This window comes from Clostridium kluyveri DSM 555 (assembly GCF_000016505.1).
GTDB classification, from domain to species: domain Bacteria; phylum Bacillota; class Clostridia; order Clostridiales; family Clostridiaceae; genus Clostridium_B; species Clostridium_B kluyveri.
Map to the genome: position 1 here is coordinate 801,340 of NC_009706.1, position 26,191 is coordinate 827,530.

Sequence of the window (26,191 nt, forward strand, 5' to 3'; positions counted from 1 at the left end):
TTAAATAGTTTATGATTAAATTAAAAGTTAGGTTAAAAAATCACCCTAAGTCTGAATAGACTTAGGGTTTTAATAGTAGGAGGAAAAAATGAAAAGTATTTTGTTTAATAGTATAGAAGGAATTAAAGTAGGAAATGCACAAAATTTAAATGGGCCTACAGGGTGTACTGTGATTATATGTGAAGAGGGAGCATCAGCTGGAGTTGATGTAAGAGGGGGTTCTCCAGGTACCAGAGAAACAGATCTTTTGAATCCGGTAAATTTGGTAGATAAAATTCATGCAGTAATCCTTGCAGGGGGAAGTGCTTTTGGGTTAGATGCATCAAGTGGTGTAATGCAGTATTTAGAAGAGAAAAATATAGGATTTGATGTAACCGTTACAAAAGTACCCATAGTTTGTGGAGCGGTTTTATTTGATCTTGCCATAGGAGATTTTACTATAAGACCAGATAAAATTATGGGATATGAAGCCTGCATAAATTCTGAATTAAACTTATGTGAAAATGGTAATATTGGAGCCGGGGCTGGAGCAACTATAGGCAAAATAAAAGGAAGTGAATATTCAATGAAGGGAGGGCTCGGTTCTTTTGCAATTCAAGTAGGGAATCTGAAAGTTGGAGCTTTAGTAGCTGTAAATTGTCTTGGAGATGTGATAGATAGTAAAACTGGAAATATAATAGCAGGGGCTTTAAATGAAGATAAAAAATCTTTTGCAAATACAGAAAATATAATGCTTGAAACATATTATGAGAAGAAAAATTTATTTAATAGAAATACTACTATTGGAGTTGTTGTGAATAACGGAAAATTTACAAAATCAGAAATGAATAAAATTGCCTCCATGGCGCATAATGGCTATGCTAGAGCTATGAGACCTGCTCATTCTATCTTTGATGGAGATACTATTTTTTCTATGGCTACAGGAAAAGTAGAAGCAGATTTGAGTGTGGTGGGCTTTTTATCTGCACAAGTTATGGAAACAGCCATTATAAATGCTATAAAAAGTTCTGAATCTGTCTTAGGCTATAAAAGTTATAAGAATATCTAATTTGTGGTATTTTTGCAATTTTTTAATTGCAATTTTTTGACGAAACATTGCTAATAAAGAATAAAAAATGTATATGAGTTAAGTTTTGAACAGGAAACCCTATATTTATGATAAAATATAACTTATAATTGCATTAATATAGATAAAAGGAGATGGGATTTATGATAAATAATGATCAGACAAATTCAGTAGATGGAATAATAAATGAAACTGATATGGAGTCTGTATGGAGCAAACTTGAAAATGAATTTAAGAATGAAGATATTTTTGAAGTGGTTATAAAAGAATTAGTTAAAGGAGGACTTATAGCAGATTTACATGGGCTTAGGGCTTTTATACCTGCTTCTCATATTTCGGTAAAGTATACAGATGACCTTAAAGAATTTATTGGTAAAACTTTAAAGGTAAAGTTGATACAATTAGATAAAAGTAAAAACAAAATTGTATTGTCAGGAAAAGAAGTTGAAAAACTAGAACTTGAAGAAATGTCAAAAAAATTATGGAGTACTATATCAAAAGGAGACAAGATAGAAGGCAGGGTAAGCAGAATAACAAATTTTGGGGTTTTTGTAGATTTAGGTGGTGTAGAAGGACTTGTCCATATATCTGAATTGTCATGGAAAAAAATAAAAGATCCTTCAGAAGTGGTATCTGTGGGAGATAAATTGAAAGTTTATGTATTAAACTTGAACCAAGATAGGAATAGAATTTCTCTCTCCATAAAGAGAACATTAAATAGTCCCTGGGAGAACATAGGCAAAAAGTATAAATCAAATGATATAGTGGATGGAATAGTAAGTAAAGTTATAAATATAGGTGCTTTTATAGAAATTGAACCTGGGATTGAAGGCTTGGTTCACATATCTGAGATATCGCAAGAACATATTACCACACCCGAAGAAGTTCTAAGAGTGGGGGATAAGGTAAAAGTAAAAATACTTAATATAGATGAAAAAGCCAGTAGGATATCATTGAGTATAAAAGAAGCTCAGGATAAATTTTCTCCAAATTTTAAGGAGTATAAAGAATATTTAGATAAAGATAGTGATAAAATTACATTAGGAGATCTATTTAAGGATAAACTAAAAGATATGAAATTTAATTAAAAGATAATTAATTTTTTCAAATTAATTATATAATCTATGATAAATATTAATGCTTAAAGTTTAGAATAAAAAATTTAGAATGGATGAATAATTATGTAATAAAATGTTGTAAAATATGTAGTTTTATATGTATTATTGAATAGAGAAGAAGTGTAGTGATAGATGAAAGTTGGTGTTAATATGGATTATAGAGTTTCAGATATGCTAAATATATCTGAACTTAAAGATTTCATGGAAAGTATCTATAATATGACAGGAGTAGCATGTGTTATTGAAGACATTCAAGGAGAAATAATAAATATGGTTTCCGAGTATAGTATATTTAATAACTTAGAAAGCAATGATTGTCATTTGAATATACTCAATCAAATTAATAGGGGAAAAAAGGTGGCAATTCATAAATGCAATAATGGATTGGTTTATGTAGGTATACCTATATTTATGATAAAAAAACATGTTGGAACTATATTTCTAAGTCCGATATTTTTTAGAGAAAGTCATAGAGAATCCTTTAAAAGATGGCTAAATTTCAATGATTCTCATAAACAAGAGTGCTTAGTGAACATAGAAAAAATACCTGTTATAGGGTGGAGAAAATTAAAAAAGATTATTAAATTTTTTTGCAGTTCTTCTTTAATATTAGGCAAAATAGGAGATAAAATTATTAAAGATTTAGATAAAAATGAAATGTTAAATCAAAGTTACAGAAAGCTTTCAAATGTATATAAACGGTTGAGTATAGCACAAAATGAATTAAGATCTCAATATTATGAAATTGAAAAGATAGCCTATTATGATCAGTTAACAGGACTACCAAATTGGAATTTTTTTGGTATAGAGGTTGAGAATAGAATTAAAGAGAATCCTGATGAAGGGTTCTCCATATTTCAAATAGATTTGGATAATTTTAAAAATGTAAATGATATATTTGGGTATGAATATGGAGATAAATTACTAAGAGAAATAGGAAATACTTTAAATTCATTACATATGGGAATGGTTTCAAGATCTTCTGGAAATGAATTCTTGATTTTAAAGGATAAATGTGAAAGTGTAGAGAGTTTAAATAATACAGCTCAGTATATTTTAAATACCATAAGTGGACTTTGGAATTTAGATGGAAATGAAATATTGATATCAGTTAGTATAGGTATAACAGTCTATCCCAAGCATGGAGATAAGTTTACTACATTGATTAGAAATACAGATATAGCTTTAAATAAAACCAAACTGCTGGGAAAAAATTCATATAAACTATTTGAAAAATCCATGTATGATGAAATTTTAAAAAAGGCAGAAATGGAAAAAGAGTTAAGAAGAGCGGTACAGAATAATGAACTTATTTTATACTACCAGCCCCAGGTAGATTTAAAGACTAGAAAGGCCGTAAGTTTTGAAGCTTTAATCAGATGGAAAAATCCAAAGTTGGGATGGGTTATGCCTTTAGATTTTATAAGTCTGGCGGAAGAAACAGGACTTATAGTACCTATAGGAGAATGGGTTCTTAAGACTGCTTGTATGCAAAATAAAGTGTGGAAGAATAAGGGATATCCCTATGATTTTATATCCATAAATGTTTCCCCCATACAATTGAAAGATAAAAATTTTCTAAGTATAGTAAAAAAGATTCTAAAAGAAACTCAGTTGGAGTCACAACATCTGGAAATAGAGATAACTGAAAGTGTTATGATGGAATCCCTTGAGGGAAATTTAAAAGTTATAAATGAACTTAAAGGTATGGGCATAAGGGTAGCATTGGATGATTTTGGAAGCGGATATTCTTCTTTAAACTATTTGAAGAGTATTCCCATAAATACTCTTAAGATTGATAAAACTTTTATAGATGGAATATGTAAAGATTCTTATAAAGATATTATAACAGAAGAAATAATAAAGCTAGCCCATAGGATGGAACTGGAAGTAGTAGCAGAAGGGGTGGAGGGAGAGGAACAAATACAATCCTTGAGGGGAAAAAATTGTAATAAAATTCAAGGATATTACTTTGGAAAACCTATGCCTTCAGAACATATAGAAACTTTATTTAAAAAACAATCTGCAATATGATTCTTAAACTGAAAAGAAGTGATTATATTATCATGTAATTTTAAGGTGCGTTAGCCACGGTTATCTCCCTCTTTGAAGAAGATAGGAGTATTGGCAATGGCAGCCGTTCGGATAAATGTGTTGTGTTATAGTCTATTCTGCAATTATAAAGATCCTCTATTTTTTTGGATAGGGGATCTTTGTTTAAATTACTATGAATGAGAAAATACAAATGGAAATCCTTTATAATTCCCATATATCATAGGGAATTAATGGTAAACTTTCCAGATCACTTCCTCGATCAATATCAGGTCTTGTAGTTATAAATTCTTTTAATATAATTTCTGCTCCTCTTTTCCAGGTCTTATAACCAGTGCTTACTAATGTTATATATTTATCACCCTTTTTAATATTTTCTATAACTTCTTCTATCGGTTGATCCTGGAAGTTATCACTAAATTTATCTTCTCCCGTTACTTCACAAACTCTAACTTTTGTGATATGTGCATCACCTTTAGTACAATTATAATTTTCATATTCTACTTTAATAATTCCATATTCCATACTATCATCTCCTCTCATTACACTATTATAACATTTTTCTAGAGGCATCCAATATACTCTAACTGTAATAATTTAAGTAATTTTTAAATTTTCAAGGAGTTTATTAAATGGAAATATGTACTATAAAATTTAACTTTGACATTAGAGAATATATATGATAATATTTATACGACTATAATGATTAAAATAGTCATATAAAATAAAAAAATATTCGCATAAGGAGATGTAAATATGTCGCCTAAAATATTTGATATTCAGGAAAGAGAAAATGTAAAAATTCAGATGCTGGAAGCCGGATTTTTATTGGTAAAAGAATATGGCATGACCCATGCTTCTGTAGAAAAAGTTACTAAAGCCGTAGGTTTGGGGAAAAGTACTTTTTATAATTTTTTTCATTCTAAAGAGATGTTTATATGTGAAATTATAAAGTACCAAAGAGACAGGGCAAAACAGTTTTTCACGGATATATTAGGAGATAGGGACAGAATGAGTATGTCAGAGGGCAAAGAATTTCTGAAAAAAATTATATTTAGTGAAAATAGTATTTATAAATATCTCACCATGGAGGACATTGATAAATTAAAAGCAGCACTTCCACCTGAATATGTAATAGACTTTAATGCTGAAAAAAAGGTCATGGATGGTTTGTTTGGACACATGGAGGGAGTTAGGGAAGATATAGATTACAAAGTGGTAGCTAATCTTATTAAAATTATGGCACTTTCAATGATGGGAAAGGAAGAACTTCATCAAGATGCCCTGGAAAGGACTTTGGAGCAAATGTATAATCTGTTATTCTCCTGTATCTTTAAAGAGAATACAAACTAGTTCTCTTTTCACAAAAAGTTAGAGTATTACAACTTTTCCAGATCATTTGTTACGAAAGGAGTAGATATTATTATGAAAAAAAGAGATGCTTCTGCCAAGAAGAAAGCAGGTTTATCCCGTTTGATGGAGCTTGCAGGTGCTAAAAAGAAAAAATTAATATTTGCATGCTTTTTGTCGGTGTTATCATCTGCAGCACGAATGGTTCCTTTTTTTACTATTTACGAGGTGATAAAAGAACTTTTAGTTTACTATACATTACCTTCTAGTATGAATATAGAAACAATTTACAAAATGGTTTTTATTACTTTTGGAGCAGCACTGATATATGGAATTTGTGCTTTTTCATCCTCAGTACTGGCTCATGGCTCTGCCTATGATATTATATATGAACTAAGGGTACAGATTATAAATAAACTTGGACGTATTCCATCTGGTTTTTTTACTGGAACTACACAGGGAGCTATTAAAAAAGTCATTTCCGATGATGTAGAGCAGATTGAAGTGTTTGTTGGCCACCATGTTATAGATATTGCTGCTGCAATAGCCACACCTTTGTTTACACTAATCTACCTATTCATTATAGATTGGCGGCTGGCCTTTGTAACACTAATACCTATTTTTGTATCTCTATTTCTATTGAGCAGTGGCTTAAAAAACCCAAAAGGAGCACAAACACAAAAGGATATGCATGATACTAAGGAGAAAATGGAAGGAACTATTGTAGAGTATATACATGGAATGCCTGTTATTAAAATTTTCAACCGTACCCTTAGTGCTTTTCATCAATTTGAGGAAAATATATCTGCATATGTGAATACTGTGGAGCATACTGCCTATCATTTTGCTTCTCGAATGGGTGCATACTATGCTTTTTTCGGGGCACAACTTTTGTTTCTGCTGCCCGTAGGACTGGTGATTTCTATCACTGCCTCATCTTATATGGATTTTCTTCCCATACTTTTAATGTTCTTTCTTATAGGAGGGGGATTGAAAGAACCTATGGAAAATATGATGAATATGGTAATTCACAGTGGAAAAATTACAGAAGGTGTGGCACGTATTGATGGAATCTTAAATCAGCCGGAGCTTGAGAATACTGGAAATAGAAATCCCTCTACATATGATATTGTTTTTGAGCATGTTTCTTTTTCCTATAATAAGAATGTACAAGCAATTAAGGATATAAGTTTTGTGGTGAAGGAAGGAACTATCAATGGACTGGTGGGTCCATCTGGCGGTGGAAAATCTACTCTAGCACAACTTTTATTGCGATTTTATGAACCACAGCAGGGCAGTGTAAAAATAGGTGGAGTGGATATCCGTGATATTTCACCGGAAAAGCTGACGGACATCATATCCTATGTGTTTCAGGATTCCTTTCTCTTTCGCGGTACTATTGAGAATAATATCCGTATGGGTAATGAAAAAGCTGACTTTAAGGAAGTGGAAAAGGCTGCAAAGAATGCTAATATCCATGATGTAATTATGTCCCTGCCTCAAGGTTATAGCACTGTTGTGGGAGAGAAAGATGTTTATCTTTCAGGGGGAGAAAAACAGCGTATTGCTATTGCGAGGGTATTTTTAAAGGATACTCCTATTGTAATTTTAGATGAAGCTACTGCTTATGCTGACGCTGAAAATGAAAGTAAAATTCAACAGGCCTTTGCCCGTCTTGCTGAAAATAAAACAATACTGATAATTGCTCACCGTATTAAATCCATTGAAAAGGGAAACAAAATTTTGGTGCTTGATAAAGGTGGATTAAAAGGCTTTGGAGATCATAAAGAACTTTTAGAACAGTGTCATGTATATTGCCATATGGTAGATGCAAATGAACGTCGTCATTGTTGGACTATGAGGAAAGGAGTGATTTGATTATGAATAATTTTAAAATTTGGTTTAGTATTGTTACTTTTGGAGAAACAAAAAAATATACAAAACTTTTTCTGTGAAATTTTTTAGATAGTTTTGTGGTGACTATTCCTTATGCTGTTATGATTCTTGCCGTCTATCTTCTCTTAATTCCAGTGGTTCATTCTTCAGAGATGCTTCCGTTAAACCGACTTTGGATTTTGTGTGGTGTACTTTTGGCTCAAACTATTGTGTATGGTTTTATAAGAAGGCGTACTTATATTAAAATCTGTGTAGGATTTGCACAAACTACAAAAAAAGCTCGTATTTCCATGGGAGAGCATTTAAGAACATTATCTATGGGGTTTTTTAGTAAACGAGATGCAGGTGATTTATCTACGGTGCTGCTTAGAGATTATACAGAGATGGAAAATTTGGCTTCTGGTCTTATTCCTCAAGTTTCTGTTATTCTGGTACGGCTTATTATTTCTATTATTGTACTATCGGCTTTTGACTGGCGTATGGTGCTTGCAGTAATTTTAACAATTCCCATGTCACTTCCCTTTGCTATCATCAGTTACAAGCGTATAGGAAAAATAAGTGATAAGCTTTTGAAAGCTCAGCAGGAGGCTGCCTCCCGTATACTTGAGTATGTAGGAGGTATTCAAACCCTGAAGGCTTTCAATCAGGCAGGAGAACATTTCCGTATTTTGAAAGAAACTTTCCTCAACCAGAGTAAGCACTCTAAACGTATGGAATTGGCTGCGGCACCTATTGGTATGATTGGAAGATTTGTTCTTAATTGCGGCATAGGTATAGTAATGTTGTGCGGAGTATGGCTTTTAACAGGCGGAGACATGTCTCCTTTTTACTATATTGTATTTTTACTCCTTTCTTTAAATATTTACGAACCCATTATGACAGTATTTGCTTTTATTGCGGATTATGCCAGAACTAATGGCTCTGCTCAGCGCATATATATTCTGAACAATGAAAAGCCTTTGCTAGAGCCTAAAAATAGTCTCCCTATATCAGATACAGAAATTATATTTAAAGATGTTTCTTTTAGTTATGGTGATAAGGAAGTATTGCATAATATTTCTTTCTCCATTCCACCAAAAGGTTTGACAGCTCTAGTAGGTCCCTCGGGTTCAGGAAAATCCACCATAGTAAAGCTTGTAGCACGATTTTGGGATGTGGATAAAGGGGAAATTATTATTGGAGATGTACCGGTAACTAAAATAAAAAATGACGATCTGCTTTCTAAAATAAGTATGGTATTTCAAGATGTATATCTATTTAATGATACCATTGAGTCCAATATACGTATGGGTAACTCCAGTGCAGCCATGGATGAGGTCGTAGAGGTGGCAAAAAAAGCAGCATGCCATCAGTTTATATCAGCATTGCCACAGGGTTATAATACTTTGGTAGGAGAAGGTGGCTCTACTTTATCTGGCGGGGAAAAACAGAGAATTTCCATTGCCAGAGCTTTGCTTAAAAATGCACCTATTGTTCTTTTAGATGAAGCCACAGCCTCCCTTGATCCGGAAAATGAGATACTTATACAGCAGGCTATCAGTGCGCTTGTAGAAAATAAAACGGTGATAGTCATTGCCCATAGGCTCCAGTCAATCAGAAATGCACAGCAAATTATTGTACTTGATAATGGAGGGATTAGAGAAAAGGGAAGTCATGATACACTGCTAAAGAAAGGCGGCATGTATGCCCATCTTTGGGAAGAACAAAGCAGGGCGGGAAGCTGGAGATTGATGGATAGTATTGTGAATTAAAAGCTATGAAAGGGCTGGGTGGAGAAAAGTATCATTTATTAACCAACTCCACCTGAAGCTCTAAATTAGTTGATCTATTTTGATATTCTAAAATAGTATTCTGGAGTATTTTCTGTAATTGCCTTAAATTCATAACCACAATCTTTATAGTATTTGATGATTTTAGGAAGTGCTCTGCAGGTATTTCCATTAGTACCATCACAGTGTGCCAGCAGAAATACTTTATTCGGATTGACACATTTTCTTGTAGCTTCATTATAGAGTTTATCAACTGATGTTCTATAGTTTATACCATCTGACAAAGAAAGATTCCAATCGTATATTTTGTATTCATTAGTGTGTAATTTTTCTAGAAGAGAAGCGGTAAGATGATTTTTGCTTCCCGTGGGAAAACGTATTATTTTAGGAGAAAATCCTAAAACCTTTTTTACTTCATTTTCAGTTTTTATCATCTCATCTAAAAAAGAATTTTCACTGGAATATATTACACCACATTTATGGGTGTATGTATGCAGACCTATACTGTGACCTTCATTATACATTCTTTTTAACAAATCTTCTCTACCTTCAATTTTATAACCTATTATAAAAAAAGAGGCTTTTACATTTTGTTCCTTTAAAATATCTAATATTTTACCTGTAACTGTGCTGCTTGGGCCATCATCAAAGGTAAGATAAATTACTTTATTAGGGTAAAGAGTGGTTATATCTTCTGCACAGAATAAGTCTTTTGAAAGGGCTTTTACAGGAGAAGTATAATATATTACCATATATAAAATGCATATTGTAGTTAATAAAAAATGTTTAATCTTCATTTAAACATATCTCCTTTGCTTTTGCGATTTTGTCCCTATTAGTATTTGCTTTTATACTTAATTTATAAGTGCCTAAGTAAAAACCTTTAAAAAATAGGTTTTGCTACGTTTATAAGTATGATAATATATGTTATATTGTTTAATTATTTTGACATACAAAAAGGAGTGAAAACAGTGGAAGTTTATTTTGACAACGGTGCTACCACTAAGCCCTATAATGAAGTGATAGACTCTATGGTAGATACTATGAGAGAATATTATGGCAATCCTTCTTCTGCGTATTCTTTAGGGTTAAAGGCAGAATTAAAGATGAAAGAGAGTAGAGATGTAATAGCTAATACTATAAATTGCAGTAGAGATGAAATAATATTTACTTCTGGAGGAAGTGAAAGTAATAATTTTTTAATAAAAGGTTTTATTGAGCCTGGTAAACATATCATAACAACTAAAATAGAGCATTCAAGTGTTTTAAATACCTGTAGACAGCTAGAAAAGCAAGGGGTAAAAGTTACTTATTTAAATGTAGATAACAGGGGAGAAGTAGATTTGGAAGAACTGGATGCAAGTATTACCAAGGAAACTCATATAGTAAGTATAATGCATACCAATAATGAAATTGGAAGCGTTCAGAATATTGAATATGTAGGTAAATACATAAAGGAGAGAAATAGTAGAATAAAATTCCATGTAGATGCAGTTCAAGGTTATGGAAAGTATGAAATAGATGTAAAAAAAGGCAATATAGATTTGTTATCTGTAAGCGGACATAAAATACATGGACCCAGAGGAATTGGTATTGCCTATATCAGAAAAGGATTTATTCCACTGCCTTTAATATGTGGAGGAGGACAGGAAAAGGGTTTTAGATCGGGTACTGAAAATTTGCCGGCTATTATAGCATTTGCAAAGGCAGCTGAAAAAGTATGTAAAAATAGAAAAGAAAGTTTTAATAAAGTAAATAAATTAAAAAATTATTTTATAGATAAATTAAAAGATATTCCAAAAGTTAAGATAAATAGTGAAGGAGATAACTATTCCCCCTATGTGCTTAGTGTATCTTTTGTAGGGATTAAGGGAGAGGTACTGCTTCATCTTTTGGAAGAAAAACATATATATGTCTCTACAGGGTCTGCATGTTCTGCCAGAAATAATGAAGAGAGTCACGTATTGAAGGCTATAGGATTAAAAAAAGAAGAATTAGATGGAACTATAAGGTTTAGTTTTGCAGAGGATAATTCATTGGAGGAGATAGACTATACTTTGGATGTATTAATTAAATCTTTAAAATTTTTAAGGAGAGTTGGTAAATGAAAAGGTTATTGCTGGTAAAATATGCATCAGAAATATTTTTAAAAGGGTTAAATAAAGGTAAATTTGAGAAAAAGTTAAAAGACAATATAAAAAATATTCTGAAAGATGTACAATATAATTTTGTAATGGATCAAGGAAGATGGTTTATAGAATGTAGTGACATTGAAAAAGGCATAGAAAAGTTAAAATCAGTATTTGGAGTATGGGAAATTTGTGTAGTAGATGAAGTAGAAGCTGATATGGAAAAAATAAAGGAGCAGTCACTTAAAAATGCCCTTGAAAGTAAGGGAAGCACATTTAAAGTACTTACTAAAAGGGCAGATAAAAGTTTTCCAGGGACATCTATGGAGGTGAGTAGGGAAATTGGAGCTTATATTTTACAAAATGTCCCCAATTTATCTGTAGATATAAAAAATCCCGATTTTTTTGTCAATATAGAAATAAGAAATAAAGCTTATGTATATTCAAAGAAAATAAAAGCAGTAGGGGGAATGCCCTATGGTACTAATGGAAATACATTGCTTATGCTTTCAGGAGGAATAGATTCGCCGGTGGCAGGATATATGATGGCAAGACGGGGAGTTCAATTAAATTGTATATATTTTCACAGTCATCCCTATACCAGTGAGAGGGCAAAAGAAAAAGTCAAGGAACTTGCAGGGATATTAAAAGGATATACGGGAAATATAAATCTTTATATAACACCTTTTACAGAAATACAGATGCAAATAATTGAAAAGTGCAGAAAGGATGAACTAACTATAATAATGAGAAGATTCATGATGAGGATAGCCTGCATTATAGCTGATAAGTATAATATAAATTCCGTAACTACAGGTGAAAGTATAGGGCAGGTTGCAAGTCAAACTATGGAGGGTCTAGTTGTAAGTAATCAGGCAGCAGATAGGCCTGTGTTCAGGCCTTTAATTGCCATGGATAAAGTAGATATAATGGAAGTGGCAAGGGAAATAGGTACCTATGAGACTTCCATATTACCTTATGAGGATTGCTGCACTATATTTGTTCCAAAACACCCTAAGACTAAACCAAGACTTCAAGAAATAATAAAATCGGAAGAGAACTTGGATATAGACGTTTTAGTGGAAGAAGCCGTTTGTGACACTGAATTTTTATCCATATAAATTTTAATCATGAGATGCAGCTTGTTTGGAGCTGCATCTCTAAGCATTTAAACACTCTATTTAGTGCTATTAGTTTTTCCACTTAAAATTTTAAGTACGTTATTTTCATATCCTACATTATAGATGATATTATATGTATTTACGGTTGAATTTGATTTAGTTCCTTGAGTGGCCTGTATGGTAGTAGATACCTGTATATTTCCGTTATCCAGTTTACCACAGGTCATAGTATCTATTTTTACGGATAGGGTTTCTATATAATCTTTTCTAAAATTATCATAAGTTATACTTTCCTGCCAGCCGGAACCTAGTAATGAGTAGGCCGTTACATAGTCTTGGGAATTAATATTGTTATAAAAATAGGAAACCAAATAAGCTGCATCCTCTGTAGATAAGTTTAAATGTTCTTCAGTATAGGATTTATCCGTATTTTCCGAGGAAGATGTATATGCAATAGGGTTATCAGACCAGGTATTTACAAGGGGGAGAATTTGAGTTATTGGTATACTGAAACCTATAGACTCATTTCCGGACTTTGCAGAATTTATTCCTATAACTTCACCTGTAGTTTTATCTAAGAGAGGGCCGCCGCTGTTGCCAGAGGATATAGGAGCAGAAATTTGATATGCTCCTTTATATTCATAATTTTCTATGTAAAAATCTCTGTTAAGACCACTTATTATACCTATAGTAGCTGTATTTTGAAGGCCTAAAGGACTTCCCAGTGCTATTATTTCATCACCTATATCTACATTGCTGGATTTTGAGATTTTCATGGGAGTTTTTTCTTTTAATTTATCAACTCTAACTAAAGCTACATCTGTAACATCACTTTTACCTATAAGAGTACCTTTATAAGTAGTGGTATCAGACATTTTTACTGTAATAGAAGAGGCACCGTCTATTACATGGGCGTTGGTTATTATATCTCCCTTAGTATTATATAAAAATCCAGAACCTGTGACTTTTCCAGTGCTTTTTTCCACATCAAGAGATACAACCAGTTTTTCATTTTCATGTATTATTGTCTTTAAGTCTTTAGGTTTAGAGCTACTTAAAACATCTTCTATATCTGCTAACTTAGAAGAATTCTTAGATGTTTTAAGACTTATATTCTTATGTATCAAAAAACATAATGTTACTCCACAGCATATAACAATAATTGTTATAATGAGGGAAATTACAAAGTTCTTATTTTTTTTCATGTTAACCTCCTATTGTAAAAACCAGGTTATATTTGTGATTTTAATATGATGTCCCTTTAACATATTATATTCTGTATTTTCAAATTTTCCTGTAGCACCTACATCTAAGTAATTAGGATATACATAAGTAGAGCCACTGCCAAGATTTTTGTTATTTGAATCAAATATGTCATAGTATATTTTTATGGAACCTATGGGTTTGGTAGCTATATTTTTAACAGTTCCTTTGATAACAAAATCACCATACTTATTTATATTGGTAGAGGTGGAAGTCACTTCTACGGCATTGGTCTTATTATTTTTATCTTCCGTGGCAGCGGAAGTCAGTGCCTGTTGGATTCTATTTTGCTCAGCTTTTTCAAAGGAATTTTTTTTAGCCACTATGGTTTCTTTAAAATTAAGTAACTTTTCATCCTTTGGATTGTAGGTTATTCCTTTGTTTATGGTATCAAGAGCAGAAGTAAAATTATTCTTTTTAAGATATTCATTTGCAGTATCATAGGCTACACTACTTATTCTATTCCGAAGTTCATTTGCAGTATCTTTTGCTTCTTGTATGGTATAATTTGATATCTTAGTAAGAAGATCTGCTAGATCATCTATACTGCTTTCATTATTCATTTCACTTTTTATTTGTATTACAGTTACAGCCATTCTTTTATTTTCTATAGTTTTGTTCAATAAAGAGTAAAAAGCTCCCTGTTTATTATATATTAAATCGTTTGCTTTATCTAATTCATTAAAAGCCTGTATGTAATTCTTCTTTTTAATATAGTTGTCCACTATATTTATGTGTGAATTTATATTTTCCCCATCTTGTAAAAATTCTTTATCTGCCTGTAAAGTCTTATTATTTGGGCGTAAACTCAAAGCCTTGTCCACTTTAGCATAGGCTTCCGATATATTACCCTTAAGAGCCATATTCTCAGCATCTACTCTATTTTTCTCTACATTTTTTGAAACGGTTATTTCATAGAAATAATAACCTATAGTTATAAATGTCATAAGTATTGTTGATACAAGGGGGAGCATTATATTTTTATTTTTATAAAAAGAAAATTTGGAATATATCTTATTGCCATTTTTATTAGAGTTATTTTTTTTAGAAGTAGTTTTAATGGGAGGTAAAGTTTTTACCTGACTATTTTCTACAGTATTTTTTAAAATTTCGTTAATTTTATAAACTTGAATGGTATCACTGTTTGAATTTATTTCAGTGTCTTCTCTTTTTAATCTAGCACCACATTTATGGCAAAAAACGGCATTATCGGACACTTCTATTTTACAGTTATAACAAAACATAGTATTATTTCTCCTTAAATTTTGTATTAATATATAAAGTTCTACCTAGCGTATGTATATTGTACCAAAAATTCTATGTTTGCACTATAGTAATTCTTTACAGTGAGTGCTTATTATATTATATTTTTAATCTAAAAATCATTTTTGATGTAATATTATGATAAAATGTACTGGTAAATTAAATTATGCTATGGTAAAATATGTATAAATGTACAAAAGGTAAAACAAATATTATTTTTATGTGAAGGCGGCGATTACCTAATATTTACATCTTCTTAAAGGGAGATAAGTACTGCTGCATGCCTTTACAAGTTCTTCCCCTAAAGGATAACGTATTCTAAGTGCTAAAGACACTAAGAATACTGTTAATAAGGTTCATATGGAGGCAATCATCTCTCCATATGCAAATTTCACCTGAACTCAGGAATTACTTGATTTAAATAGAGTGGAGAGAGGTTTTATGAATAAAAAGGATTTATCAAATATAAGGAAAGAATTTAAATTAGGAAGTTATATGCTTAAGATTAAAGAAGTTTATAGTGTTTATTTGAAAAAAGATAATGGAGAAGTAATAACAGGAGAACTGGAATATTTTGAAATGATGGAAGTGGAAAAGAGAGAGCTTTATTTAAATAATTTTAAGAAAGTGCTTACAGGAAATCTTGATTCTAAAATATTTGAATTGGATTTTAAAAATATGAGTGAAGAAGAATCAGAGGAAAATACACAGCATGTATTATATGGAGCTTTAAATTCAAAGGAAAGAATAAATGAATATGTAGATAAAATAGTGAATAAAATTTGTGAAAATTATAATTATGATACGGATGTAGTTATAAGTTTTACAAAAGCAGAATATTATAGTTCTGATAAGAGAGAAAAGGAATCTTTATATGAATATGTACAAGCTATTGATATTATATTATGTAGTGTAAATAAGGTAGAAATACCTAAAAGGATGTTAAAATTTGATTATGCGGAGATGAGATTTAAACCTAATTCTGCATTAGACATGATTATAAATTTAAATTCCCCTATAGAAGGATTTATGTTTCCAAGCTTTACACTTCAATATGTAGATGTAAATAGGATAATTTATTATTCTTCAAAATCAAAGAATATAAACAATATTTTTGTAGAAAAAATATTAGAGTGTAATATTAAACCTACAGCTTTAGAGGAAAAGGAAAACTTTAATGCTATTTTAGGAACTTCATTAGGAGGAAAAATAAAGCCCGACATAGTTCAGGATATATACGAAAGGATAAATGAAAAATTTGAAGGTGAGGAAGAAGAGCCTATTTTAGATATAAATGAAGTAACTAGATTGTTAGAGGAAAGTGGAGTTGAAAATACAGGAGTAGTTAAAAGCGCTTTTGAAGAAGTGTGTGGCGGAGATTATGAATTTAAGGTTAGAAATGTAATACCGGATTTTAAGAGTAAATCTATAAAGATAGAAAATGAAAATACTAATATAACAATAAGTCCAAGAGATTTAAGCGCTGTAAAACAGGTAGTGAACAGATTTGGGAAGAAATGTTTGCTAATAGAACTTAAGGAGGATATGGTTATAGATGGATTCAATCTGGAAACAGAGAAAATAGAAGAATATATTTAAAAAGGATGTATTTTTAAATATACATCCTTTTGTAAACTTAATTATAATGTTATTTTTTAAATATACCAAAAGGTTTTCCTATAGGTAAGAATTCTCTTCCAAAGTGAGGATTTAATACAGCAGCAGCAGAACCGTAAAAAGCTGTAAGTGATGCCAATAATTCTGCAATTCCTGCCAGCTTATGGGAAAACTCTGGCAAAATGTCAAAAGAATTGAGTGACAGTCCTATAAATAAGAAAATTATAAAAAAGAAAACTGAAAATAATACCTTGTTAGTCTCAGCTGCACCTATGGTCATAAATATGGTGAATATTAAATATGCTATAAATGCAAAACCTAGCTGTTTTGGATCTACTGCCTCTGCAAGACCTTGTCCAAATGTACCGGCGTTAATCATCCATGACATACCTACTGCAAACCAGAATAGTGCAAAAGCTCCAAAAGCTGTTGTGCCGAAAGTATTTTGCCTTTTGGAATCATTAATACAAGCAAATAATTGAGCAAAGCCACCTAAAAATATTGCCCAGGGAATTACAAAAGAAGTGCCTTCAGTGATGCCAAGTTTCTGAGAGGAAGCTACTAAAGTTACAACAGCAAGTCCAAATAGCCCCAATGCGGATGGATCACAGTTAGCGATTTTGATGTGTTGAATTTCATTTGAATTCATGATAAGTCCCCCTTATAAGTTATATTTGTGAATTATTTCACATAAATAATTTATCAAAAAAAAATGCATTTGTAAAGTAAATTTTGAAATTTTATGAATTTAATTTTTTTTGCCCAAAGATAAATAAAATTATTCTATTTTCAGTAAATTAAAAGTTGTTAAATTTTATATTATAAAAATATTGACAATATATCTAAGCACTGATATACTAATTACTACAATATTAAATATCATAACTTATTAAGAGAGGCGGAGGGAAAGGCCCTATGAAGTCCGGCAACCAGCATTATGTAATGTATTGGTGCTAAATCCTGCAGCATTGTAGCTGAAAGATGAGGTAATCATTGAGGATGTAGACTCAGGGATTTACCCCCTGAGTTTTTATAATTTAATCAATCTAAAAGTTGACCAGAAAAACTGGAGACTGAATCTTAACTTTATAAAGTATAAGATTTAGTCTTTTTTGTTTTGATATATTTATTTAAATTAAAATAAGAAGTATATAGGTGAATGCTGGGTGTAAGGGGGTAAAGACCGATTATATGATAGATATAAGAAATTTAAATAAAACATTTAATACATCTAAGGGTAAAGTTGAAGTTTTAAAGGATATAAATCTTAAAGTTGAAAAAGGAGATATTTTTGGCATTATAGGATTTAGTGGGGCTGGAAAGTCTACTATGATACGATGCTTGAACAGACTTGAAGAACCTACTTCTGGAAGTATATTTATTGGAAATAACGATATTGTGGCTATGAATAAAGCTGAGCTTAGAGAAGCCAGAAAAAAAATTGGAATGATATTTCAAGATTTTAATTTATTTGATTCAATGAATGTATATAAAAATGTAGCGTTCCCTTTAAAAATAGCTGGTTACTCTGAAGAAAAAATAAAAAATAGAGTGTATGAAATATTAAATTTAGTGGAACTAAGTGATAAAGTAGACTTTTATCCTGCACAACTAAGTGGAGGTCAAAAGCAAAGAGTAGGTATAGCAAGGGCTCTAGCTAATGAACCAGATGTTTTATTAAGTGATGAAGCTACTTCTGCTTTAGATCCACAAACTACCTATTCTATATTGGAACTTTTAAGAGATATAAATAAAAAATTGAATTTAACTATATTACTTATAACTCATGAATTAGATGTTATTAAATATATATGCAATAATATGGCAGTAATTGAAAACGGCAGTATCGTAGAAACAGGAAGCACAAATTCAGTATTTTTGAATCCTAAAAGTAATACTGCAAAAAAATTTGTTAAAATAATGGCAAATCTCAGTGTGAATTCGGAATGCGCTGGAGGGGGGGTAATATGATTGATGATTTTAAAATATTTGTTCTAAAGGGATTATCGGAAACTATAGAAATGGTGATTATAGCTGGCAGTATAGCTTTACTTATAGGAATGCCACTTGGAATTATTCTTGTTGTTACTAGAAAAGGACATATTTTGGAGAATGAAAGGTTAAATAAGATATTAGCTACTATAGTAAATGCAATAAGATCTCTTCCGTCTATAATATTAATTGTAGTTTTACTGCCCTTAGCTAGGTTAATTGTAGGGACTACACTTGGTATGAAGGCGGCTATTGTACCTATATCCATAGGAATATCACCTCTTTTGGCTAGAATTATTGAGACATCTATAGAACAAGTAGAATGGGGAAAAATTGAAGCAGCATTATCTATGGGAGCAAAACCATTTCAGATTATATCAAAGGTTTTAATACCGGAGGCACTTCCTTCCCTTATAAAGGGAATTACAATTTCAATTATATCTATTATTGAATTTACTGCTATAGCTGGGGTTATAGGTGCAGGGGGATTAGGAAGTCTGGCAATACGTTTTGGTTATCAGAGATTTCGTGAGGATATAATGATAGTTACAGTAATATTATTAATTTTTTTAGTACAGTTTATACAGTTTTCAGGAGATCGTATTTCTAAACATGTAAATAAAAAGAGATATAAATTTGATTGATTATTTTTAAGGGGGATAAATCAATATGAAGAGAAAAAGTATAATATTTTTAGTTTTGGCGTTGGCTGTAGGATTATTTTCGGGCTGCAGCAATGGGAGTGACTCAAAAAGTGCAGACAGTAAAAGTGATAAGGTTGTAGTTAAAATAGGAGCAGCGGCAGTGCCCCATGCAGAAATATTGAATCATATAAAACCTGCACTGGCAAAAGAGGGGATAGATTTACAAGTTGTTGTTTTAGATAGCGAAGATGAGTTAAATCCAGCTTTACAGGAAAAACAAATAGATGCGAATTATTTTCAACATGTACCTTATTTAGAGTCTGTAGCTAAAGAAAAAGGATATAATTTTGCAGTGGCTGGAAAAGTTCATGTGGAACCCATAGGTTTTTATTCTGATAAAATTAAATCTAAAGATGAACTTAAAGAGGGCGCCAAGATTGCTATACCTAATAATCCTTCAAATGAATACAGAGCTTTGGCTCTTCTTGAAGCTGAAAAACTTATTAAATTAAAATCCGGAATATCTAATTATAATGCTACGCCTTCAGATATTGCAGATAATCCTAAAAATCTGGAATTTGTAGAAGTTGATGCAGCTCAGCTTCCAAGGGTATTGCCGGATGTAGATGGCTCCATAATAAATACAAATCTTGTATTAGAAGCTAAAATGGATCCAAATAAAGCACTATTTAGAGAAGGCAGCAATTCACCTTATGCAAATGTAATTGTTGTAAGAAAGGGTGATGAAAATAAAAAAGAAATTAAAGCCATAGTGGCAAAGCTGAATTCAGAAGATGTAAAAAACTTCATAAAAAGCAAATATGGAGTTGCAGTAGTGCCGGCTTTTTAAAATAATTAGAAAGGGAGATGCCGCTTGAAAAGAATCTATATTTTTTCATATTCTATGTATCAATGCAATTTATCAGAGGGCTAGAATTAGCTAATACTCCCATCCTCTTCAAGGTTGGAGATAAGCACGTCTAATGCGCATGGATAAGTTCTTCTAAGGTTCAACTGGAGATAAGCATTTTTCTATAGCAAGCTCCATCTGAACCTAAGAATTACTTGATGATTACAAACTATATTATTTAAAGAGTATGTATAATTTGGATGTTTAGTTGACCAGTATACTGGAGACTAAACTTTATGTTTTGTAAAGCAAAATTTCCTCATAGTATTTGGATTCATATAAATATGTAAAAGGTTAAATGATAATTATAAAGGAGGTATATTCTTGGGTATTAATATAAAATCCCCAGAGGTTGAAATTAGAGAATCTAGATTAGGTTCTATTACTGGCTTTGCAGGAACTGCTAGAGAGCTTTGTAATAGATCTAAAGGTAAAAGATTATGTGATAGAAGGCGCTCTTTTAGCCAATGTTTAGGATGTAATTCAGGTTATTCACTGTGTCAGCTTATTATGATACAGGATTCTGTGGTAATAAATCATGCTCCAATAGGATGTTGTGCGGATTTACCTGATTTTAATTTTACTAACAGAGTAGGACAGATTAAAAGGAATCTTCCATTAAGAAATGCAAGACTATTGAATACAAATTTAACTGAAAAGGATACTATATATGGTGGAGAGGAAAAATTAAGAAAAACTATAAAAGAAGCTTATAAAAGATTCAAGCCTAATGCAATTTTTGTTACTACTTCCTGTGCCTCGGGAATTATAGGGGATGATGTAGAAGTAGTAACCAATGAAGCGGAAAAAGAATTGGGGATACCCATAGTTTTCGTAGCTTGTGAGGGTTTTAGATCAAAAATTTGGACAACAGGTTTTGATGCAGCATATCATGCCATTTTGAGAAAAATTGTTAAGCCTCCTGTTAATAAAAGGGAGGATTTAGTAAATGTAATTAATTTTTGGGGAACTGATATATTTACAGAGTTATTTGGACGAATTGGGCTAAAGCCTAATTATATTGTACCATTTTCTACTATAGCACAGCTTGAAAAAATATCTGAAGCTGCAGCTACAGTACAAATATGTCCTACACTTGGCACATATTTAGCAGCAGGATTAGAGCAAGAGTATGGAGTGCCAGAAGTAAAAGCACCGCCTGCTTATGGACTTAAGGGTACAGATCTTTGGTTTAGAGAACTTGGCAGAGTAACGGGAAAAGAAAAGGAAGTTGAAGAATTGATAAAATCTGAAAGAGAAAGAATTGCCCCTAAACTTAAGGAGTTGAGAAGTAAATTGAAGGGGAAAAGAGTATATATTACTGCAGGTGCAGCTCATGGACATAGTTTAATAGCACTTTTAAAGGAGCTCCATATGGAAGTGGCAGGTGCAGCAATATTTCATCATGATCCTTGCTGTGATAATAAAGATCCTAGAAGTGAAAGTCTTCCTCATGTAGTGAAGAATTATGGAGATGTTAAGAATTTCAACGTATGCAATAAACAACCTTTTGAGTTAGTGAATGTACTAAACAGACTAAAACCTGATTTGTTTATAGCACGTCATGGGGGTATGGCTGCCTGGGGACCAAAGCTTGGCATACCCACATTTTTAATGGGAGATGAGCAATTTGGATTAGGATATCAAGGATTGCTTAATTATGGTGATAAAATCATAGGTGTACTTTTAACTAAAGAGTTCGTAACTAATATTGCAGCACATTCCAAGTTGCCATATACTGATTGGTGGCTTAAACAGGATCCTTATACTTTTCTGGGAGGTGATATTTGATGGATGAAATAATAGAGCAGCCTAGACATTATTGTGCATTAGGTGCACAACAATCAGTACTAGCTATAAAAGGAGCTATTCCTATACTTCATTCAGGGCCAGGTTGTGGGATTAAACTTTTTGATGGTCTTAGTGTTGATTCAGGATATCAAGGAGTAGGTTATTCTGGTGGAAGTTCTGTGCCTTGTACAAATACTACGGAAAGAGAAGTTGTGTTTGGGGGAGAGCAGAGATTAAAGCAAGTAATAGATGGAACTCTTAAGGTCTTAAAAGGGGATTTGTTTGTAGTTTTAACAGGATGTACTTCTGATATAATAGGAGATGATGTAGGGCAAGTAGTAAGTGAATATAAAGATAAAGGCATACCTATAGTTTATGCAGAGACAGCAGGTTTTAAAGGAAGTAACTTTAAGGGTCATGAGTTAGTTATTGAAGCCATTATAAATCAGTTTGTAGGTGAAAAACCAGTAAAAAAAGAAATGGGATTAGTAAATGTGTGGTCTGTACTTCCCTATCAGGATACATTTTGGTGTGGAAATTTAAGCGAGGTAAAGAAATTACTTGAAGGAATAGGGCTAAAAGTGAATATACTTTTTGGTACAGAGTCCGGCGGCGTCAGTGAGTGGGAAACAATACCACAAGCACAGTTTAATTTAGTTTTATCACCTTGGGTGGGTTTAAATACTGCTAAATTATTAGAGAAAAAGTATGGTACTCCTTATTTGCATTATCCAATTTTGCCTATAGGTGCAAAGGAAACTAGTAAATTTTTAAGAACTGTGGGGGATTTTGCTAAGCTTGATAAAGAAAAGGCGGAAGCTTTTATAAATGAGGAAGAAGAGAGATTTTACTATTATATTGATAGATCAATAGACTTTTTTATAGAATTCAGATATAGTGTGGCAGATAGATTTTCTAATATAACAGATTCTTTTTATGCCCTTGGAATTAGTAAATTTTTAACCAATGAATTAGGTATTGTTCCAGGAGAACAATATATTACAGATGATACTCCTGAGCAATATAGAAAAAGCATAGAGCATGAATTTGAACATCTCTCAAATAGCACTTCTGCTAAAGTAATATTTGAAGTAGATGGAGGAAAAATACATCAAAGGTTGAGAAAATATGAATATGGCAATCATACTCCTCTGATTTTAGGGAGTTCATGGGATAGAGATATAGTGTCAGAATTAAATGGATTTGGAATAAATATATCTCTGCCAGTGAAGCATAGGTTAGTGCTAAATAGAACTTATGTGGGATATAACGGAGGATTAACTTTGACGGAGGATATATACAGTAATATACTGGAGACTTATAAATAGTGGTATATAAAATTTATGTAGCACAAATCTGATTTATTTACTAAAAAATTATTTCAATTTTATTGACATCGTAAAGTTTAATATAATATAATGAAACTTATATAGGTAATAATTCAAAAATTTAATGAATATCCTTATCAAGAGAAACTTAGGGAATGGCCCGATGAAGTTTCAGCAACCACATTTTAATTTTATGTAAGGTGCTAAGTCCATCAGAACATAGTTCTGGAAGATGAGGTAAAGAAAAAACCTTTAAGGTCGATTCTTTTATATCTTAATCATGATATACAACCCTCTTCTTGTTTGGAAGAGGGTTTTTGATTTTTATATTAATAAGATTGTATAAAAGGGGGTACAATATAAAAATGGAGAAAAAAATTGAAAGGAAAAATCAGATTTCGGAAGAATATATAAGAAAAATAATTGAGTCATTGAAAAATATAAGCTATGGATCAATAACTTTGGTAATTCAAGATGGGATAGTGATTCAAGTGGAAACTAAAGAAAAAATAAGACTTAAATAAAAGGGTATTTGTTGATTATCGTCTAAATAAAGAGTAAAATATAATCAGAAACAATGTTGAGCATTTAGGTCGGGTATTACCCTGTTTAATTGCCGGAGTAACTTTGTGGCTGATTTTTTTTATATTTAAATATGAGTCAAATACTCGGATTTAAAGGAGAGATAAAATGTCAAATAAATTATTAGAAATAAACAATTTAAAAGTAAAGGTTGAAGATAAAGAGATATTAAAGGGAGTAAACTTAGAAGTTGGTAAAGGTAAAGTTCATGCCATAATGGGGCCAAATGGTGCGGGAAAATCTACACTTGTAAATACTATTATGGGCCATCCTAAATATAATATGACAGCAGGAGATATAATATTTGAAGGAAAGTCTATCAGTGACTTAAAAGTAAATGAAAGGGCAAGGTGTGGAATCTTTATGTCTTTTCAATATCCACAGGAGATACCAGGTATAACTGTGGAAAATTTCTTAAGAAGCGCAAAAATCTCAGTTTCTAAAAAGAAAATAGGCATTTTGGCATTTAGAAAAATTTTGAAGGAAAAATTAGAACTTTTAAGAATAGATGAAAGTTATACTAGAAGATATTTAAATGTAGGATTTTCTGGTGGAGAAAAGAAAAAAAATGAAATACTTCAGATGGCGGTACTTGAACCAAAACTCGCTATGCTAGACGAAACGGATTCGGGACTTGATATAGATGCAGTGAAAATAGTATCAGAAGGAGTAAGCAAGCTTATAACAAATGAGAATTCTATACTTATAATTACCCATCATAATAGTATTTTAGAGTATTTAAAACCAGATTATGTCCATATACTTGTAGATGGAAAAATAGTTGAGACTGGGAATGCATCTTTAGCTGAAGAAATAGAGAAAAGCGGATATGATAAATTTAAGTCTTTGGTATAGTTTACTGCTTAATAAGAGAGGTGATCCTGTTGAAAAAAAATAAGACTTATATAAAAGATATAATAAGAAGTATTTATGATGTAAAGAACAAAGATAAATCTGTTTATAAAACGGATAGAGGGCTTACAAAGGAGATAATAGAGGAAATATCTCATGAAAAAAATGATCCAGCTTGGATGAGGGAATTTAGGCTTAAGGCTTTGGAGATATATGATAATATGTCAATGCCATCTTGGGGACCTGATTTAACAGATCTAAATATGGATAATATAGTTGCCTATGTAAGACCAGATACTGACATAAAACATAATTGGAGAGATGTTCCTAAGGATATAAAAAATACTTTTGATTTGCTGGGTATACCTAAAGCAGAGCAAAAATCACTAGCAGGAGTGGGTGCTCAATATGATTCTGAAGTTGTTTACCATAATGTAAGTGAGGATTTGAAAAAACAAGGTGTACTATATATGGATATGGAAACAGCCATAAGAGATTATGAAGAATTGGTCAGACCTCATTTTATGAAACTTGTACCTCCAACGGATCATAAATTTGCTGCACTTCATGGAGCGGTCTGGTCTGGTGGATCTTTTGTATATGTTCCACAGGGAGTGCAGGTTGATATTCCGATTCAATCTTATTTTAGGTTAAATGCCCCAGGAGCGGGACAATTTGAACATACCCTTATAATAGTTGAAAAAGGAGCGAAAATTCATTATATAGAGGGCTGCTCTGCACCTAAATATTATGTGAATAATCTACATGCAGGTTGTGTAGAAGTTTATATAAGAGAAGGAGCTTCATTAAAGTATAGTACCATAGAGAATTGGTCCAGAAATATGTATAATTTAAATACAAAAAGGGCAATAGTAGATAAAAATGGTCATATAGAATGGGTAACAGGCTCCTTTGGCTCTAAAGTGTCAATGCTGTATCCTATGAGTATATTAAAAGGCGAAGGGGCAAAATGTGACTTTACAGGGATAACTTTTGCAGGTGCTAATCAGTATTTAGATACAGGTTCAAAGGTAGTTCATGCAGCGCCAAATACTACATCTACTGTAAATTCAAAGTCCATATCTAAAGATGGAGGTGTTGCTATTTATAGAGGACTTTTAAGTTCTACAAAAAATGCAGTTAACTCAAAATCAAGTGTATCTTGTGAATCACTCATGTTGGATAGTAAGTCCAGATCAGATACCATACCTGTTATAAATGTATCCAATAATAATGTAGACATAGGACATGAAGCTAAAATAGGAAGAATAAGTGAGGATGCTATTTTTTATCTTATGAGTAGAGGACTCACAGAGGAAGAAGCAAAGGGTATGATAGTCACAGGTTTTGTAGAACCTATAGCGAAAGAACTTCCACTTGAGTATGCTGTAGAGATGAATAATTTGATTAAGGTAGAGTTAAAGGGAACTATAGGATAAGGAGGTATG

22 protein-coding genes and 2 riboswitches are annotated in these 26,191 nt (G+C 31.8%); of the genes, 17 read left to right on the plus strand and 5 right to left on the minus strand.

The window, feature by feature from the left end; all coding sequences use genetic code 11:
- The first annotated feature begins 88 nt into the window (after positions 1-88).
- The 3 genes from CKL_RS03965 (at position 89) to CKL_RS03975 (ending at position 4,218) form a co-directional block, all read left to right on the plus strand.
- On the plus strand, positions 89-1,048 hold the full coding sequence (locus tag CKL_RS03965; protein WP_011989376.1) for a P1 family peptidase: 960 nt from the start codon (positions 89-91) through the stop codon (positions 1,046-1,048).
- A gap of 161 nt (positions 1,049-1,209) precedes the next feature.
- A complete protein-coding gene (gene rpsA, locus CKL_RS03970; protein ID WP_011989377.1) occupies positions 1,210-2,154 on the plus strand; it encodes a 30S ribosomal protein S1 in 945 nt (314 codons plus the stop codon).
- 162 nt (positions 2,155-2,316) lie between these two features.
- Positions 2,317-4,218, plus strand: a complete 1,902-nt coding sequence (locus CKL_RS03975) for an EAL domain-containing protein (protein ID WP_012620241.1) — start codon at positions 2,317-2,319, stop codon at positions 4,216-4,218.
- A 222-nt stretch (positions 4,219-4,440) separates the two neighbouring features.
- Here the strand turns inward: CKL_RS03975 and CKL_RS03980 are convergent, their stop codons facing one another.
- Positions 4,441-4,761 (minus strand): DUF3892 domain-containing protein, encoded by a 321-nt coding sequence (locus CKL_RS03980; RefSeq protein ID WP_242649449.1) that lies wholly within the window; start codon positions 4,759-4,761, stop codon positions 4,441-4,443.
- Positions 4,762-4,992: 231 nt separating this feature from the next.
- On the opposite strand from CKL_RS03980, the gene CKL_RS03985 reads away from it, so the two are divergent.
- From CKL_RS03985 to CKL_RS03995, 3 genes are all read left to right on the plus strand, one after another.
- Entirely contained in the window at positions 4,993-5,589 is a 597-nt protein-coding gene (locus CKL_RS03985) for a TetR/AcrR family transcriptional regulator (protein ID WP_011989380.1), read from the plus strand.
- Between the two features lie 72 nt (positions 5,590-5,661).
- The gene (locus CKL_RS03990; RefSeq protein WP_011989381.1) at positions 5,662-7,464 is read left to right on the plus strand and encodes an ABC transporter ATP-binding protein; all 1,803 of its coding nucleotides are present in this window, start codon (positions 5,662-5,664) and stop codon (positions 7,462-7,464) included.
- A 119-nt stretch (positions 7,465-7,583) separates the two neighbouring features.
- Positions 7,584-9,233, plus strand: coding sequence for an ABC transporter ATP-binding protein (locus CKL_RS03995; RefSeq protein ID WP_278184434.1), 1,650 nt, complete (start codon positions 7,584-7,586; stop codon positions 9,231-9,233).
- Positions 9,234-9,307: 74 nt separating this feature from the next.
- On the opposite strand, the gene CKL_RS04000 is transcribed toward CKL_RS03995, so the two are convergent.
- Positions 9,308-10,048 carry a polysaccharide deacetylase family protein gene (locus CKL_RS04000; protein ID WP_011989383.1) on the minus strand — a complete coding sequence of 247 codons (741 nt, stop codon included), beginning with the start codon at positions 10,046-10,048 and terminating at the stop codon, positions 9,308-9,310.
- 174 nt (positions 10,049-10,222) lie between these two features.
- On the opposite strand from CKL_RS04000, the gene CKL_RS04005 reads away from it, so the two are divergent.
- Both CKL_RS04005 and thiI read left to right on the plus strand, forming a co-directional pair.
- Positions 10,223-11,359, plus strand: coding sequence for a cysteine desulfurase family protein (locus CKL_RS04005; protein WP_011989384.1), 1,137 nt, complete (start codon positions 10,223-10,225; stop codon positions 11,357-11,359).
- Positions 11,356-12,501 carry a tRNA uracil 4-sulfurtransferase ThiI gene (thiI, locus tag CKL_RS04010; RefSeq protein WP_011989385.1) on the plus strand — a complete coding sequence of 382 codons (1,146 nt, stop codon included), beginning with the start codon at positions 11,356-11,358 and terminating at the stop codon, positions 12,499-12,501. Before CKL_RS04005 ends, thiI begins: the two co-directional genes overlap by 4 nt.
- A 56-nt stretch (positions 12,502-12,557) precedes the next feature.
- Here the strand turns inward: thiI and CKL_RS04015 are convergent, their stop codons facing one another.
- Positions 12,558-13,706, minus strand: a complete 1,149-nt coding sequence (locus tag CKL_RS04015; RefSeq protein ID WP_011989386.1) for a S1C family serine protease — start codon at positions 13,704-13,706, stop codon at positions 12,558-12,560.
- A 9-nt stretch (positions 13,707-13,715) separates the two neighbouring features.
- The gene (locus CKL_RS04020; protein ID WP_011989387.1) at positions 13,716-15,008 is read right to left on the minus strand and encodes an FxLYD domain-containing protein; all 1,293 of its coding nucleotides are present in this window, start codon (positions 15,006-15,008) and stop codon (positions 13,716-13,718) included.
- A 460-nt stretch (positions 15,009-15,468) separates the two neighbouring features.
- On the opposite strand from CKL_RS04020, the gene CKL_RS04025 reads away from it, so the two are divergent.
- Positions 15,469-16,626: a DUF4317 domain-containing protein gene (locus CKL_RS04025; RefSeq protein WP_011989388.1), complete on the plus strand. Its 1,158-nt coding sequence runs from the start codon at positions 15,469-15,471 to the stop codon at positions 16,624-16,626.
- A gap of 49 nt (positions 16,627-16,675) precedes the next feature.
- On the opposite strand, the gene CKL_RS04030 is transcribed toward CKL_RS04025, so the two are convergent.
- Positions 16,676-17,293 carry an acetate uptake transporter gene (locus tag CKL_RS04030; protein ID WP_011989389.1) on the minus strand — a complete coding sequence of 206 codons (618 nt, stop codon included), beginning with the start codon at positions 17,291-17,293 and terminating at the stop codon, positions 16,676-16,678.
- A 234-nt stretch (positions 17,294-17,527) separates the two neighbouring features.
- Positions 17,528-17,632, plus strand: a riboswitch (SAM riboswitch).
- 203 nt (positions 17,633-17,835) lie between these two features.
- On the opposite strand from CKL_RS04030, the gene CKL_RS04035 reads away from it, so the two are divergent.
- The 8 genes from CKL_RS04035 to sufB all read left to right on the plus strand — a co-directional run bounded on the left by CKL_RS04035 (position 17,836) and on the right by sufB (position 26,182).
- Positions 17,836-18,615, plus strand: coding sequence for a methionine ABC transporter ATP-binding protein (locus tag CKL_RS04035; RefSeq protein ID WP_011989390.1), 780 nt, complete (start codon positions 17,836-17,838; stop codon positions 18,613-18,615).
- Positions 18,612-19,280 (plus strand): methionine ABC transporter permease, encoded by a 669-nt coding sequence (locus CKL_RS04040; RefSeq protein ID WP_011989391.1) that lies wholly within the window; start codon positions 18,612-18,614, stop codon positions 19,278-19,280. The genes CKL_RS04035 and CKL_RS04040 overlap by 4 nt, the downstream gene beginning before the upstream one ends.
- A gap of 25 nt (positions 19,281-19,305) precedes the next feature.
- Positions 19,306-20,130: a MetQ/NlpA family ABC transporter substrate-binding protein gene (locus CKL_RS04045; protein WP_011989392.1), complete on the plus strand. Its 825-nt coding sequence runs from the start codon at positions 19,306-19,308 to the stop codon at positions 20,128-20,130.
- Between the two features lie 384 nt (positions 20,131-20,514).
- Positions 20,515-21,981, plus strand: a complete 1,467-nt coding sequence (locus tag CKL_RS04050) for a nitrogenase component 1 (protein WP_011989393.1) — start codon at positions 20,515-20,517, stop codon at positions 21,979-21,981.
- On the plus strand, positions 21,981-23,309 hold the full coding sequence (locus tag CKL_RS04055; RefSeq protein WP_011989394.1) for a nitrogenase component 1: 1,329 nt from the start codon (positions 21,981-21,983) through the stop codon (positions 23,307-23,309). Before CKL_RS04050 ends, CKL_RS04055 begins: the two co-directional genes overlap by 1 nt.
- A 131-nt stretch (positions 23,310-23,440) precedes the next feature.
- Positions 23,441-23,548: riboswitch (SAM riboswitch) on the plus strand.
- 126 nt (positions 23,549-23,674) lie between these two features.
- Entirely contained in the window at positions 23,675-23,833 is a 159-nt protein-coding gene (locus tag CKL_RS19695; RefSeq protein WP_081427957.1) for a YezD family protein, read from the plus strand.
- A 166-nt stretch (positions 23,834-23,999) separates the two neighbouring features.
- Complete coding sequence (sufC, locus tag CKL_RS04060; protein ID WP_011989396.1) at positions 24,000-24,746, plus strand: Fe-S cluster assembly ATPase SufC; 747 nt, start codon at positions 24,000-24,002, stop codon at positions 24,744-24,746.
- Positions 24,747-24,775: 29 nt separating this feature from the next.
- Positions 24,776-26,182, plus strand: coding sequence for a Fe-S cluster assembly protein SufB (gene sufB, locus CKL_RS04065; protein ID WP_011989397.1), 1,407 nt, complete (start codon positions 24,776-24,778; stop codon positions 26,180-26,182).
- Positions 26,183-26,191: the final 9 nt, after the last annotated feature.

Coding starts and splice junctions, on each gene's coding strand:
- CKL_RS03965 (WP_011989376.1), top strand. CDS start 89: ATGAAAAGTATTTTGTTTAATAGTATAGAAGGAATTAAAGTAGGAAAT.
- rpsA (WP_011989377.1), top strand. CDS start 1,210: ATGATAAATAATGATCAGACAAATTCAGTAGATGGAATAATAAATGAA.
- CKL_RS03975 (WP_012620241.1), top strand. CDS start 2,317: ATGAAAGTTGGTGTTAATATGGATTATAGAGTTTCAGATATGCTAAAT.
- CKL_RS03980 (WP_242649449.1), bottom strand. CDS start 4,761: ATGGAATATGGAATTATTAAAGTAGAATATGAAAATTATAATTGTACT.
- CKL_RS03985 (WP_011989380.1), top strand. CDS start 4,993: ATGTCGCCTAAAATATTTGATATTCAGGAAAGAGAAAATGTAAAAATT.
- CKL_RS03990 (WP_011989381.1), top strand. CDS start 5,662: ATGAAAAAAAGAGATGCTTCTGCCAAGAAGAAAGCAGGTTTATCCCGT.
- CKL_RS03995 (WP_278184434.1), top strand. CDS start 7,584: ATGATTCTTGCCGTCTATCTTCTCTTAATTCCAGTGGTTCATTCTTCA.
- CKL_RS04000 (WP_011989383.1), bottom strand. CDS start 10,048: ATGAAGATTAAACATTTTTTATTAACTACAATATGCATTTTATATATG.
- thiI (WP_011989385.1), top strand. CDS start 11,356: ATGAAAAGGTTATTGCTGGTAAAATATGCATCAGAAATATTTTTAAAA.
- CKL_RS04015 (WP_011989386.1), bottom strand. CDS start 13,706: ATGAAAAAAAATAAGAACTTTGTAATTTCCCTCATTATAACAATTATT.
- CKL_RS04020 (WP_011989387.1), bottom strand. CDS start 15,008: ATGTTTTGTTATAACTGTAAAATAGAAGTGTCCGATAATGCCGTTTTT.
- CKL_RS04025 (WP_011989388.1), top strand. CDS start 15,469: ATGAATAAAAAGGATTTATCAAATATAAGGAAAGAATTTAAATTAGGA.
- CKL_RS04030 (WP_011989389.1), bottom strand. CDS start 17,293: ATGAATTCAAATGAAATTCAACACATCAAAATCGCTAACTGTGATCCA.
- CKL_RS04035 (WP_011989390.1), top strand. CDS start 17,836: ATGATAGATATAAGAAATTTAAATAAAACATTTAATACATCTAAGGGT.
- CKL_RS04040 (WP_011989391.1), top strand. CDS start 18,612: ATGATTGATGATTTTAAAATATTTGTTCTAAAGGGATTATCGGAAACT.
- CKL_RS04045 (WP_011989392.1), top strand. CDS start 19,306: ATGAAGAGAAAAAGTATAATATTTTTAGTTTTGGCGTTGGCTGTAGGA.
- CKL_RS04055 (WP_011989394.1), top strand. CDS start 21,981: ATGGATGAAATAATAGAGCAGCCTAGACATTATTGTGCATTAGGTGCA.
- CKL_RS19695 (WP_081427957.1), top strand. CDS start 23,675: ATGGAGAAAAAAATTGAAAGGAAAAATCAGATTTCGGAAGAATATATA.
- sufC (WP_011989396.1), top strand. CDS start 24,000: ATGTCAAATAAATTATTAGAAATAAACAATTTAAAAGTAAAGGTTGAA.